The sequence below is a fragment of the Acidovorax sp. GW460-11-11-14-LB4 genome (assembly GCF_059423685.1).
In genome coordinates, this window is sequence record NZ_JBWKYJ010000009.1 from 17,294 (window position 1) to 30,621 (window position 13,328).

General features: G+C 67.3%; 9 protein-coding genes. 2 read left to right on the forward strand and 7 right to left on the reverse strand.

What is annotated here, in order from left to right:
* Positions 1-32: 32 nt before the first annotated feature.
* The 3 genes from AC07X4_RS05970 to AC07X4_RS05980 form a co-directional block, all read right to left on the reverse strand.
* The gene (locus tag AC07X4_RS05970; protein WP_008905298.1) at positions 33-602 is read right to left on the reverse strand and encodes an OsmC family protein; all 570 of its coding nucleotides are present in this window, start codon (positions 600-602) and stop codon (positions 33-35) included.
* Between the two features lie 86 nt (positions 603-688).
* Positions 689-1,600 (reverse strand): sulfurtransferase, encoded by a 912-nt coding sequence (locus AC07X4_RS05975; RefSeq protein ID WP_056745584.1) that lies wholly within the window; start codon positions 1,598-1,600, stop codon positions 689-691.
* 234 nt (positions 1,601-1,834) lie between these two features.
* Positions 1,835-3,466, reverse strand: a complete 1,632-nt coding sequence (locus AC07X4_RS05980; protein ID WP_494739530.1) for a sigma-54 interaction domain-containing protein — start codon at positions 3,464-3,466, stop codon at positions 1,835-1,837.
* Positions 3,467-3,574: 108 nt separating this feature from the next.
* On the opposite strand from AC07X4_RS05980, the gene purT reads away from it, so the two are divergent.
* Both purT and AC07X4_RS05990 read left to right on the forward strand, forming a co-directional pair.
* A complete protein-coding gene (purT, locus tag AC07X4_RS05985) occupies positions 3,575-4,777 on the forward strand; it encodes a formate-dependent phosphoribosylglycinamide formyltransferase (RefSeq protein ID WP_494739531.1) in 1,203 nt (400 codons plus the stop codon).
* 63 nt (positions 4,778-4,840) lie between these two features.
* Positions 4,841-7,252: a putative bifunctional diguanylate cyclase/phosphodiesterase gene (locus tag AC07X4_RS05990; protein ID WP_494739532.1), complete on the forward strand. Its 2,412-nt coding sequence runs from the start codon at positions 4,841-4,843 to the stop codon at positions 7,250-7,252.
* On the opposite strand, the gene AC07X4_RS05995 is transcribed toward AC07X4_RS05990, so the two are convergent.
* From AC07X4_RS05995 to AC07X4_RS06010, 4 genes are all read right to left on the reverse strand, one after another.
* Positions 7,227-8,162, reverse strand: coding sequence for an ATP-binding cassette domain-containing protein (locus AC07X4_RS05995; protein WP_440595827.1), 936 nt, complete (start codon positions 8,160-8,162; stop codon positions 7,227-7,229). The two genes, AC07X4_RS05990 and AC07X4_RS05995, sit on opposite strands and share 26 nt — an antisense overlap.
* A gap of 116 nt (positions 8,163-8,278) precedes the next feature.
* Positions 8,279-9,415 carry a GGDEF domain-containing protein gene (locus AC07X4_RS06000; RefSeq protein WP_494739533.1) on the reverse strand — a complete coding sequence of 379 codons (1,137 nt, stop codon included), beginning with the start codon at positions 9,413-9,415 and terminating at the stop codon, positions 8,279-8,281.
* 24 nt (positions 9,416-9,439) lie between these two features.
* The gene (locus AC07X4_RS06005) at positions 9,440-10,921 is read right to left on the reverse strand and encodes an AMP nucleosidase (RefSeq protein ID WP_056059633.1); all 1,482 of its coding nucleotides are present in this window, start codon (positions 10,919-10,921) and stop codon (positions 9,440-9,442) included.
* A gap of 76 nt (positions 10,922-10,997) precedes the next feature.
* Complete coding sequence (locus AC07X4_RS06010) at positions 10,998-13,313, reverse strand: S41 family peptidase (protein ID WP_494739534.1); 2,316 nt, start codon at positions 13,311-13,313, stop codon at positions 10,998-11,000.
* Between the last annotated feature and the right edge of the window lie 15 nt (positions 13,314-13,328).

Sequence of the window (13,328 nt, forward strand, 5' to 3'; positions counted from 1 at the left end):
CAACGACGCCAGAAGAGTTTTGTGTGTCGCCCTCAGTCCGCGAGGCTGATCTCGAACGGAATGGGGTTGCGCATGCTGTTGGCCACGGGCGAGTAGAAGTTGGCGTGCTGCACGATCTCGTCCAGCACCTCGCGCGGTGCATCGCCTTCCACCAGCACCTTCACGCGGATCGCCTGGAAGCCCATCTCCGGCGGCGTCTTCTGCAATGCACCACCCGCACCCCAGGCGGCGGGGTTGCCGATGTCGCCTTCCATGAACACCTCGATCTTGCTGAGCTTGACCTGCTTCCAGGTGGCCACGGCCGTGATGCCCACGGCCAGGCAGCCGCCCAGGCCCGACAGCACGATCTCGCCGGGCGCAGGCGCCGTGTCCTGACCGAACAGGTGCAGGGGCTCGTCCACCACCACCGGCGCATGGTTGCCCACATAGCTCAGCGAGCGGTACTGCCCCTCCATCACCGTATGGACCTTGTTGGTACCCCGGCTGGCAGGGTTGTTGCGGCCCTTGTCGGCAAAGGCCATCAGCCCGTCGCGGTCGATGGGGCGCAGGTGTGTGTGCACGGTGGTGACGGGGGCAGAGGGTTCCAGCAGATCGGTGGACATGGTGTTCCTTGGAGAAAGAGAAGGGAATGCAAAAAAGAAGGACAGGGTTCGCAGCGGGCCATGCCCGCTGCAACAACGCACGGTGCTCAGGCCGCCAGTGCCAGCGCAGGCTTTTTGGGGAACTTGACCAGCGGCAGCCCGCTTTCGATCGGCAGCTTGTCGTCGCGCGACCATTCGTTCCACGAGCCGAAGTACATGCGCACATCGGCAAAGCCCGCCTGCTTGAGCGCCAGGAAGGTGTTGGACGCGCGTGCGCCCTTGAAGCAATACAGGTACACCGTGTCCGCCGGGCTGATGCCCGCCGTGGCGCATTCGGCGCGCACTTCGTCGGGCGACTTGAACACCGGACCCTGGGGCGAGGGCTTCATGAAGCGGTACCACTCCAGCCACTTGGCGCCCGGCAGGCGGCCTTTGCGCGGCGCAAAGTCCTTGCCATAAGGGCTGGAGCTGTCGCCAATCCACTCGTCCACATCGCGCACGTCCAGCAGCACGGTGTCGGTGCCCAGGGCCTCGATCACATCCTCCTTGGTCAGCATCACATCGGTGGTGGCCAGCTGGGTGGGGAAGATGGCGGGCGTGGGCACCACGGCCTCGGTGGAGACGGGCAGCTCTGCCGCCTTCCAGGCCGAGTAGCCGCCGTTCAATACCTTGACCTTGGGGTAGCCCAGCCAGGTCAGCAGGTAGTAGCCCCGGCACGACTGGCCGTAGCCGCTGTTGAGCGCGTCTTCGTAGAACACGGCCGTCTCGGCGCCCGACAGGCCGATGGCGCCCAGGTGCGCGGCAAAGGTGTCTTTCAGCTCCTGCAGGCCTTGGGGTGTAGAGGTGGCGAGATACGTGAATGTCTCGCGCAGGTTCACCGCGCCGGGGATGTGCCCCAGGGCATAGGTGTCGGCGTCGCGGGTATCGATCAGCACCACAGGTTCTGCGGCTTGCAGGGCCAACAGCTGGGTGGGTGAGATGAGGACGGCGTCGGAGGCGGTGGCGGTCACGGTGCTCATGGAAAACCTTTCGGTGCGGTGGTGGGCGGGATGCCTGCCTTCCTTATCGCAACAGGTGTGCCAGAGCGGGTGGAGATGGGTAAATTTGAATAAAAATGGCTGGAAGCGCTAGTGAAATATGCGCTGGCAGCTATTGATTTGATAGTAAACCGGACGTGGCCATGTGTCGGCAGCCAGGGTGAAGCAGACCGCGCCAGACACTGTGTCTACAAATTGTCGACACAGTGTCCGTCGTCACTTCAGACCCGCCTTGCGCAGCCGGTAGCTGAACTGCCGCAACGTCAGCCCCAGGCTCTGCGCGGCGCGCGACTGGTTGCCGTGGTGCTCGGCCAGTGCTGTCTGCAGCACCAACACGCTGTGCGACTGGGCGGGTGCGTAGTCACGCACCAGCGGCGCCTGGGCGGCGGCCGGCTGTGCTGTTGCCCCGGTGGTTGTTGGGGACGATGGTGCGGGCGGCGGAGGCAGGGGCGCAGAGGCAGCCGGCAGAAACCGGTCCAGCTCCGCCCGCGCCACCAGCGTGTCATTGGTCAGCAGCACCAGGCGTTCGATCACATTGCCCAGCTCGCGGATGTTGCCGGGCCAGGGGTGTTCTTCCAGCCGCGCCAGCGCGTCGGGCGACAGGTTCACGTTGCGCTGGTGCGCCTGGTTCGCGCGGCTCACAAAGTGCAGCGCCAGCGCGCGGATGTCCTCGCGCCGCTCGGCCAGCGAGGGCAGATGGATCGGAATCACGTGCAGGCGGTAGTACAGGTCCTGCCGAAAGCGCCCGGCCTCCACATCGGCCTCCAGGTCGCGGTGGGTGGCCGCCACCAGGCGCACGTTGACCTTGACCTCGCGCTGCCCGCCCAGGCGCACCAGCGTGCCCTCCTGCAGCGTGCGCAGCAGCTTGGACTGCAGGGCCAGCGGCAGCTCGCCAATCTCGTCGAGAAAGATGGTGCCGCTGTCGGCCTGCTCGAACCAGCCCGCGCGGGCTGTGCTGGCGCCGGTGAACGCGCCTTTTTCGTAGCCAAACAGTTCGGATTCGAACAGCGCGTCCGGAATGGCCGAGCAGTTGACCTTGATGAAGGGCCGGTCGCGCCGCCCGCTGGCCAGGTGCACGGCGCGTGCGAATAGCTCCTTGCCCGTGCCCGACTGGCCCAGCAGCAGCACGGTGGCCTGGGTTTGTGACACACGCTCCAGCTCGCTCAAGGCCTGCAGCAGCGGTGGCGAGCTGCCAATGAGCCCGTAGCGCGCGCTTTTGGTGTTGAGCGCATTGGCCAGCACGGCGTTGCGCGCCTGCAGCTGCCGCGTCTGCTCGGCCACCAGGGCTTCCAGCTGCAGCAGCTGCCCGACCAGCGTGGCCAGCACGCGCAGCACCGCCAGGTCGTCGTTCAGGTGGCGCTGGCGGCTGCGGATGCGGTGACAGGCCAGCACGCCGATGGGCGCGTTGTTGACCTCGATGGGCAGGGCGATGAAGGCCACCGTCTCGGGCGGCAGCTGGTGGCGCGCCACCGCGCGGGCCAGGAACAGCGGCTCGGCATCGATGTCCTGCACGATGGCGGGCTGCCCCGTGGCCAGCACGCGGCCTGTGATGCCCTCGCCCCAGGCGTACCGCCCGCGCTGCACTTCGGCCTGGGTGAGGCCGTAGGCGTGCTGGATGGAGGCGGTGCGCGGCGCGCCGGCTGGGGGGGAGGGAGCGTCGTCCACCAGCACAATGCGCCCCCTGTTCAGGCCCAGCAGCTCGCTCATCAAGTGCAGCATCTCGCGCAGCACCAAGCCAGGCGCCAGGCTGCGGCCGATGAGGCGCATCACCTCGCGCATCAGCAGCAGCTCCTGGGCGTGCCAGTCGGTGGGGCTGTGCGAGCGGGCCGTGCTGGAAGGGGAGGGCATGGGCGGTGGGGACATGTCAGGGCGATTGCAAGTTCTGCGCCCGGGTGCATTAAAGTCGCCTGCGTCCCGCCATTTACCGACTTTTTCACCTTCTCGAAAGCCCCCACCATGACCACCCTCGGAACCCCTCTGTCCCCCCATGCCACCAAAGTCATGCTGCTGGGCTCGGGCGAGCTGGGCAAGGAGGTGCTGATCGCGCTGCAGCGCCTGGGGGTGGAAACCATTGCCGTGGACCGCTATGAGAACGCGCCCGGCCAGCAGGTGGCCCACCACGCGCGCACCATCACCATGAGCGACCCGGCCCAGCTCAAGGCGCTGATCGAAGCCGAACGGCCCCACCTGGTGGTGCCCGAGATCGAAGCCATCGCCACCCCTATGCTCGAAGAGCTGGAAGCCGCGGGCACCGTGCGCGTGATCCCCACGGCCCGCGCTGCGCGCCTGACCATGGACCGTGAAGGCATCCGCGTGCTGGCCGCCGAGACGCTGGGGTTGCCCACCAGCCCCTACAAATTCTGTAATTCGCTCGAAGAGCTGCAAGCCGCGATTGATGGCGGGATTGGTTACCCTTGCATCGTCAAGCCCGTGATGAGCAGCTCCGGCAAAGGCCAGAGCAAGATCGACGGCCCGGCTGACGTGAAGAAGGCCTGGGACTACGCCATGGCCGGTGGCCGCGTCAGCCACGGCCGCGTCATCGTCGAAGGTTTCATTGACTTCGACTACGAAATCACCCAGCTCACCGTGCGGTCGGTGGGCGCCGACGGCCAAATCACCACCAGTTTCTGCGACCCCATCGGCCATGTGCAGGTGAGTGGCGACTATGTGGAAAGCTGGCAGCCCCACCCCATGCACCCGGCCGCACTCGAAAAGTCGCGCCAGATCGCCAAGGCCGTCACCGACAACCTGGGTGGCCAGGGATTGTTTGGCGTGGAGCTGTTCGTCAAGGGCCAGGAGGTCTGGTTCAGCGAGGTGAGCCCGCGCCCGCACGACACGGGCCTGGTCACGCTGTGCACCCAGTACCAGAGCGAGTTCGAGCTGCACGCCCGCGCGATCCTGGGCCTGCCGGTGGACACCAGTCTGCGCAACCCCGGCGCCAGTGCCGTCATCTACGGCGGTGTGGAAGCCCAGGGCATCGTGTTCGACGGCGTGGAAGAAGCCCTGCGCGTGCCGGGCACCGATCTGCGCCTGTTCGGCAAGCCCGAGAGTTTTATGAAGCGCCGCATGGGCGTGGCGCTGGCGCGGGCTGAGAATGTGGACACGGCGCGTGCGAACGCCAAGCTGGCGGCGAGCAAGGTCAGGCCCCGCGTGGCCTGATAGCCTGCGGCCGCAGTTGCGGCGGGCCGGTGCGACGACGGCGCTTCTGAAGGAGAAACCCCTGTGAGCCTGAGTGCGCGGATCCTGTGGCTGGTGCTGGCAGCCTCTTTGTTGCCTGTGCCGGCCCTGGTGTGGCTGCTGCTGGAGTTCCGGGTGACCACCACCGGACAGGCGCGCGACCGGCTGGTGGCCCGGGCAGGCATCATTGCCAGCAACCTGGACGACAAGATCGCTGGTACCGGGCAACTCTTGTTTGGCCTTGGGCGCGTCCCCCTGCTGGCAGCGGGCGACAAGGCCGCATGCTCTGATTTCCTGGCAGATGTCCTCAAGGAACATCCTCAGTACACCGGCATCCTCACCATCCAGCCCGATGGCTCCCTGTTCTGTGATTCGCTGCGCAGCGGCCGTACCCTGGACCTCCGGGACCGCAGTTACTTTCAGCGTGCGCTGACGGCCTCCGGGCCGGTGCTGGAAGCGGTCATAGGCCGCCTGACGGGCAAAGGGGTGCTGCAGGTGGCCTACCCGGTGCGCGATGCGGGAGGCGCGTTGCGCTTCATCCTGCTGGCCTCGCTCGACATGCAGGACTACGGGCAGGCCACGGTGCATGCACAGCGCTATGAGCGCATGCATCTGCAGGTATGGAATGCCGACGGTTCGGTGGTCATGGACTTCCGGCGGCCGGAGGTGGCGCCGCTGACCCTGGGGGACGCCGAACGCACTTTCATGTTGCAAGCAGTCGAAGGGCATGCCGTGATGGCGGGGGCCGATGGCGTGCGTCGCGTCTGGGTGCGCGCCCAGTTGCCGCGCGCACAGGGCTCGGATCTGCGTCTGGCCCTGGCCGTGCCCGAGGACGACCTGCGTGGCCCGGTGGAGCGTCAGTTCCGGCGCGCACTGCTGGGGGTGCTGGCACTGGCGGTCATCGTGTTCGTTGCGGCTTTTCTGTTGGTGGAATTTGCGGTGCGCCGCCATGCCATGCGCGCCATCCGCGCCATTGGCCGCATGGATGCTGGCAACTACGCCGAACCCATTGGTACACCCTATCCCCCGGGAGAGCTGGGGCAGGTGGCCCGGGCACTGGACCGGATGGCGGAGTCCCTGCTGCGCCAGCAGCAGTCCATCGCGCAACACACGGAGACGCTGGAGCGCCAGGCGCGGCGAGACCCCCTGACCGACTTGGCCAACCGCTACAGCCTCACGGAGCGGCTGGACGCAGCGTTGGACCGGGCGCGGGAGCAGGGCCACTGCGTGGCCGTTCTGGCCATGGACCTGGACCGGTTCAAAGGGGTGAACGACAGCCTGGGACATGCACGGGGCGATGCCTTGCTCAAGGAGGTGGCGGTCCGGTTGCAGGGTTGTGTACGTCCCGGCGATGTAGTGGCCCGGCCGGGAGGGGATGAGTTTGTTGTGGTGCTGCCCGACTTGCCGGACCCGGCCGTGGTGGAGCCCATGGCGCGGCGCATTGTGCGGGCGCTGACCCTGCCTGTGGAGACCGGCACGTCCAGCTGGTTGCTGGGCACCAGCCTGGGGATTGCGGTCTTCCCGCAGGATGGGGACTCCGGGGATCTCCTGCTGCGCAATGCGGATGTGGCCATGTACGACGCCAAGGACCTGGGTGGGAACCGGCTGGCTTTCTTCAGCCCGCACATGACGGAGGTGTTGACGGAGCGCCTGCGGGTGGAGGCGGGCCTGCGCCATGCCATCGAGCACGACGGGCTGCGCCTGCACTACCAGCCCATCATGGATGCGCGGACGGGGCGCGTGTCGTCGGTGGAGGCGCTGGTGCGGTGGGCGGACCCGGAGCGTGGGCTGGTGTCTCCGCTGCAGTTCATCGGTATTGCGGAAGAAACGGGGCTGATCGTGCCCCTGGGCGAATGGGTGCTGAACGAGGCCTGCGCGCAGGCACGCCGGTGGCTGGATGCCGGTTGGGGGGAGATCCCGGTGGCGGTGAATCTCTCGGCCCGTCAGTTCCAGGAGCCCGAGCTGGACCAGGTGGTGGCCCGCGCCCTGCAAAGCACCGGGTGCCCACCCCGGTTGCTGCAATTGGAGATCACTGAGAGCTCGATCATGGAGCCCGTGGAGGAGGCCCTGCAGACCATGCAGCGCCTCACCGCTCTGGGTGTGCAGCTGGCCATCGACGACTTCGGCACCGGCTATTCGTCACTCAGCCAGCTCAAGCGGTTTCCGGTGCGCAAGCTCAAGATCGACCGCTCTTTCGTCAACGACCTGGGGAGCAATGACCGGGGCGAAGCACTGGTGGACGCCATCGTGGCCCTGGCGCAAAAGCTGGGCCTGCGCACGGTGGCCGAGGGCGTGGAAACCGAGCACCAGGCACAGTGGCTGGCCCGGCTGGGGTGCGACGAACTGCAGGGCTATCTGTTCTCGCAGCCTTGCGCACCGCAAGCCCTCGAAGGCTGGTGGCAGGGGCGGCTGGCAGACCGCCCTGCCGACCTCACTCCCGGATCTGCCGCCCCGTGAGCTTGAGGAACAGGTCTTCCAGATTGGCCGGCCGGTGCAGCGTGCGCAGGTGGCCGTGTGCGGCCAAGGCCTGCAGCAGCGGCTGGGCGTTCTGGGTGTAGAAAAACACGGTCTCGCCGCTGATTTCCACGCGGGCGGCCAGGGCGCGCAGCGCGGCGTCTTCGGCCATCTGGACGGCCCCCACGCCGAACACCTCCACCACGTCCGGCTCCAGGTGCTGGGCGATCAGTTCGCGCGGGCGGCCTTCGGCAATCTTGCGGCCATGGTCCAGCACCAGCAGGCGCGAGCACAGGCGCTCGGCCTCGTCCATGAAGTGGGTGGTCAGCAGGATCGACTTGCCTTGCTGCAGCAGCAGTTGCAGGCGCTCCCACATCAGGTGGCGGGCTTGCGGGTCCAGGCCGGTGGTGGGCTCGTCCAGCAGCAGCAGGCGCGGATTGTTGACCAGGGCGCGCGCCAGCGAGAGGCGCCGCTTCATGCCGCCCGACAGCTCGCCCGGCTTGGCATCGGCCTTGTGGGTGAGGGCGGCAAACTCCAGCAACTGGGGCACACGCTCGTCCATCACCGGGCCCTTCAGGCCGAAGTAGCGGCCGAACACGCGCAGGTTTTCTGCGCAGGTGAAGTCCGGGTCGAGGGTGTCAAACTGCGTGACCACGCCCAGTTGCGCCTTGATGGCCAGCGCATCGCGGGGCATCAGCAGCGGGGCCGTGCCGGGCTGGGGCGTGAAATGCACTTCGCCCCCGTCTGGCGACGCCAGGCCCAGGCACATGCGGATGGTGGTGGTCTTGCCCGCGCCGTTGGGGCCGATGACCCCCAGGCATTCGCCGGGAGCAATGGCGAAGGACACGTCGTCCACCACCGTGGTCTCGCCATAACGTTTGCGCAGGTGCAGGGCTTCAAAAAGTGCGGTCATGGAGGGATTGTGTGCGACGAGTGCGTCCGTGGTGCTTGGAGGCGGATTTTTGCCAGAATCTGCCGCAGGCGCTAGTGGGTATTGCGCCTGATGCTATCAAAACAGGACTGCTTGCCTCAGTCCGCCGCGACCAGCCGCCCCCGGCCCGCCGTCTTCGCTGCATAGAGGGCACCGTCAGCACGGGCCATCAGTTCGGCCAGGCCAGCTTCGCCCGGCTGCAGCACGGCCATCCCGGCGCTGTAGTCCAGCGCAAAGCCCAGCTCTGCCACGCTGGCGGCATGCAGACGCCTGCGCAGTCGCCGGTCCAGTGCCAGTCCAGCGGGTGCGCTGTTGTGCAACAGCAGCACGCCAAACTCCTCGCCACCCAGGCGCCCGACCAGGTCGCCGCTGCGGCAGGTGTCGCCCAGCAGGCGGGCAAACAGTTGCAGGGCGCGGTCTCCGGCCTCGTGGCCGTGGGTGTCGTTGACCTGCTTGAAGTGGTCCAGGTCCAGCATCATTGCCGTCATGGGCAACTGGTGGCGTGCGGCGTGTGCCAGCAGGCTGCTGCCTTGGGTGGTGAAGCCTCGCCGGTTGAGTACGCCGGTGAGGCCATCGGTCATCGCCAGCGTGCGCAGCTTGTGTTCTGCCTCCGACCGCCACGCCACCAGCAGGGCGACGGTGCCCAGCACCAGGCTCACATTGGTGGCCACAGCAGCTGCCAGGTTGACGGGATGGGGCGTGCGAAAGCTCGGGTACTGGTCGGTGAAGGCGCCCAGCATGCCCCGCGCCAGCGTGAAAGCGGCCGACGTCAGCAGGCAGCCCATCAGCAGGCTGCGCCAGCGCAGGTTGGCCTCCACCACGGGCGCCAGGGTGGCGCGCGCAACGATGCACAAAATAGTGGCCATCAAAAAGTTGGCCCAGCCCACGCGCCAGGCGTAGTGCCCAAAACCCAGGGTGTAGCCCAGCGGGGCGGCAATCACCAACACCAGTAGCACGCGGCGCAAGGGGCGGGGGCCCAGCCACTCCTCCAGCGCCCGGTACAGCATCCACTGTGCGGCCGCGTTGCAGGCAATCGACACGGTAGAAAGGGCCTGGTCCCACAGGGTGGATGAGGCAATGATGGCCGCCCAGGCCACCGCCTGCAGCAGCATGCTGGCCTGCATGTTGCGGGCGGCGCGGCTCACGTCCCGGCCCATGATCAGCGGCAGCGCGGCCGAGATCATGAACAGGTTGGCCGCCATGACCGTCATGAGGGTGAGGAAATCCAGTGGCATGCGCAGCGGCCTCGGGCCAGTCGTTTACTGAAATGCGACCTCGGCAAAGCTGCGCAGCTTGCGGCTGTGCAGGCGGTCCACGCCGCCGTTGCGCAGGATCTCGATGGCGCGCATGCCGATGCGCAGGTGCTGGTCCACCCGCTCGCGGTAGAAGTGGTTGGCCATGCCGGGCAGCTTGATCTCGCCATGCAGAGGCTTGTCGCTCACACACAGCAAGGTGCCATAGGGCACGCGGAAGCGGAAGCCGTTGGCGGCGATGGTGGCGCTTTCCATGTCCAGCGCCACGGCGCGGCTCTGGCTGAAGCGGCGCTGCGGCGTGTTGTCGGGCAGCAGCTCCCAGTTGCGGTTGTCGGTGCTGGCCACGGTGCCGGTGCGCATCACGCGCTTCAGGTCTGCGCCGCTGATCTGCGTGACATCGGCCACGGCCTGTTGCAGCGCCAGCTGGATTTCGGCCAGCGCCGGGATGGGCACCCACAGCGGCAGGTCTTCGTCCAGCACATGGTCCTCGCGCACGTAGGCATGCGCCAGCACGTAGTCACCCAGCTGCTGGCTGTTGCGCAGGCCTGCGCAGTGGCCCAGCATCATCCAGGCATGGGGGCGCAGCACGGCGATGTGGTCGGTGATGGTCTTGGCGTTGGCCGGGCCCACGCCGATGTTGACCATGGTGATGCCGCTCGCGTCCTTACGCACCAGGTGGTAGGCGGGCATCTGCGGCAGGCGGGGTGGAGCGGCGCCCAGGTCGTCGCCCGCCTCGGCGCTCAGGCCCACGCGGCGCGTGACCACGTTGCCGGGTTCGATGAAGGCAATGTATTCGCTGTCGGGTTTGGCCATCTCGGCGTGGCCCAGGCGCACGAATTCGTCGATGTAGAACTGGTAATTGGTGAACAGCACGAAGTTCTGGAACCACTCGGGCGCTGTGCCTGTGTAGTGGCGCAGGCGGTGCAGCGAGTAGTCCACGCGCGGCGCGGTGAACAGCGACAGCGGCTGCGCCTCGCCGGGCGCGGCCTGCCAGGTGCCGTTGGCGATGCCATCGTCCATGGCGGCCAGGTCGGGCAGGTCGAACACGTCGCGCATCAGCATGCGGCGGGCCTGGGTCAGCGTGCCCTCGATGTGGTCGTGCTCCGCAAATGAGAAATGGATGGGAATCGGGTGGGTGCTGGTGCCCACTTCCAGCTCCACGTTGTGGCTGGCACGCAGCAGGCGGAACTGCTCGGCGTAGTAGTTGGCAAACAGGTCGGGCCGGGTGAGGGTGGTCTCATACCGCCCGGGGCCTTCCACAAAGCCATAGGCCAGCTTGGTGTCGGCCCGCGCCACGGTGGTGGTGTGCACCCGCACAAACGGGTAGAACGCGCGCACCGGGCCCTCGGGCGTCTCGCCCGCCACAAAACGCTGCATGGCGTCGCGCAGGTGGCCAATTTGTTGCTGGTAGATGCGCTGCACCTGGGCCAGGGCGTCGGCCGGGTCGGTGTGGCGGGTGGGGGCGATGAAGTCGGGGATGATGGGCATGCGCTATTTTCGCCTGCCTGTGTCACTGCAGCAGGGGTTGCTTGCTTTTTGGGCACATGAGCGCATGACGCTGCTGTTAGCGTGCCAGGGGCCTACCGTCCAGCCACTGCACGGCGGCATCCAGCACAGGGTCGCCACCGGTCATGACGCGTTGGACGAAGCCTGCGTCCGCCGCCAGGCGCAGATCGGGCTCAACGCCTTTGCCAAAGACATAGTGGTCGCCTTTGGCGCCCAGTTCTGCCACCGTGGGCGCGTGAACGATCACGTCTCCGGGCAGCAGCACGCGCGTCGTCATGCCTACAGCGCCCGGCGTGGGCTCCGTCCCGATGACCTGGGCCCGACCGGCTTTTTGCAACCAGGCTGCGAACATCTCGCACGGGCCCGTGCACTCCGGTCCCGTCAGCAGCACCAAGGGGGCGCCGTAGTAAGCGCCGCCTTGTGTGAACAGCGGCAGCTGTGGAGGTAGGCCCAGGCTGCCGCGAGTGCGCCACACCTTGGCGGTGGCGTCCACCTGGCGCTGCGCGTAGCCCTGCAGCCTCAGTGGTCGGTCGTAAGAGAAGAAAGACGCTGCGTAGTGGGGAACCAACTGATAGGCACCATGGTTGGCGCCCCGAAGGTCCAGCACCAGGCCGCTGAGCCGTGCCTGGGTGGCGGCTGCAAGGCTGCGTTCCCACTGGTCCAGGTTGCCTCCGCCGTCGGCGAACGAATTCAGCGCGATGTAGCCGTACTGCCGGCCCGATTGACTGCGCAACTGGAACGCTGACAGCGATTCGTTGTTGGGGGCTGATCCTGCCGCCTGAGGCCGTTCCGCCACGCGCTGGCGCAGATCGAAGGTTTGCTCGTTGCCGTCCTGGCGCACCTTCAGCACCATGGCTTCCCGATCGTAGGCCATCAGCTTGAGGGCATCGTGGCGGCGCCCGACTTCAGTGGGGCGGTTGGAGTAGCGTACGGCGCGGCCCACATAGCGCCCGATGCTTTCGCCATTGACTTCCACAATCTCAGCGCCCGGGCGCAGCCCGGCCAGTTCCGCTGCCGAGCGTGGAGCGACGCTGCCTACCAGGGCCCGGCCATCAGGCAGCCACCACACGCCCTGCATCGGCAGGGGCGTGATGCCGCGCGGCAGCCACTGGCCGGCCAGGCCCACATCGAGTCCTGCCGTGAGACCCTGGGGACCACCTGCACCGCGCAGTTCGACGCGGAACAGGCCGTCCTGCAGGCGTGTGCCAATGTCGGCGTAGATTTGCGCCATGGCTTGCCGCTCCCGCTGGTCACCGGCCTGCCGCGCCTTGTCCGCCAGCTCGGCCTGCAGCCGCGCCCAGTCCATGGGCTGCGCGCCGCGGAACGGGTAGCGTTCATGCATCACACTGGTGAATGCCTTGAAAGCGTCGCCGGGCGACAGCCGGGTCAGGTCGATGTCGGTCGTGGACTGCACCCCATATTGAGCCAGCGCGATCTCGCGGCTGCGGTCGAAGCTGAAACCGCGGCTGTCCAGGGTCACGACGGTGTAGCCGCGTGGCAGCCGCACCATGGGGTCGTCGGGCGTGAAGAGGCGGCCGTCCGCACCGAAGCCCGCCGGAAACGCTGCGCCTGACTCGCTGGCCCACACCAGCAACTTGCCACCCACCGCTTCCATTGCCAGGTCGGGCTGCAGTGGCCATTCCATCTGTACTGAACTGGTGGTGAGCATGGCGTGCTGCTCTATCGCATCCAGCGCGCGGCGGCCAGCCCGGCGTGGCAGGCTGGTGTGCACAGACAGTGCAAATATCTTCACGCCAGCGCCTGAAGCTCGTACTCTGCCCGAAGCCAGGTCGAAGAGGGTCCCCGGTGGAGTCTGCGGCAGGTCGATGGAGACCGCAGAGCTGTCTGCGCGGGGAGTGGCCAGCAACTGGTCCTGAGGTGTTGTTACATGCGCTGTCTGGCGCTGCACGAAGTACGCGCCCTGGTCGAGCAGCGCCACCAGCGTGCTCCCCGCAGCGACGGGGTCGCCCGCGCCGCGTTCGAGGGCGGCAATGAGCCGCACCGGGCCGCCTTCGTCGCGCGCCATCACGGCGGCCCCGGAGGGCGGCTGGAAGGGGATGACATTGCGGCCGTCCCAGGTTTGGCGGCCCGCGTCCATGGCCTGCCGACCCGTCGACATGACCTGCTGCCCTGTGGACATCATCTGCTGCCCTGTGGACATCATCTGCTGCCCGGCGGACACAGCGCCTTCGCTACGACTGATGGCCTCGCCGGCCCGGCCCAGGCCATCAAGCAGACCTGAGTGCGCCGGTATCGCGAAGGCTGCCAAGACGACCAAGGCGGTCAAGGCGGCAGTGGCTGGCACAGTACCTGCCCGGTGTTCTGCGGCGCAGGGGTGGGGAAGCAGGTTGAGGAGCAAGCGTGCGTTGGGCATGGTGGCGGTGCGTCG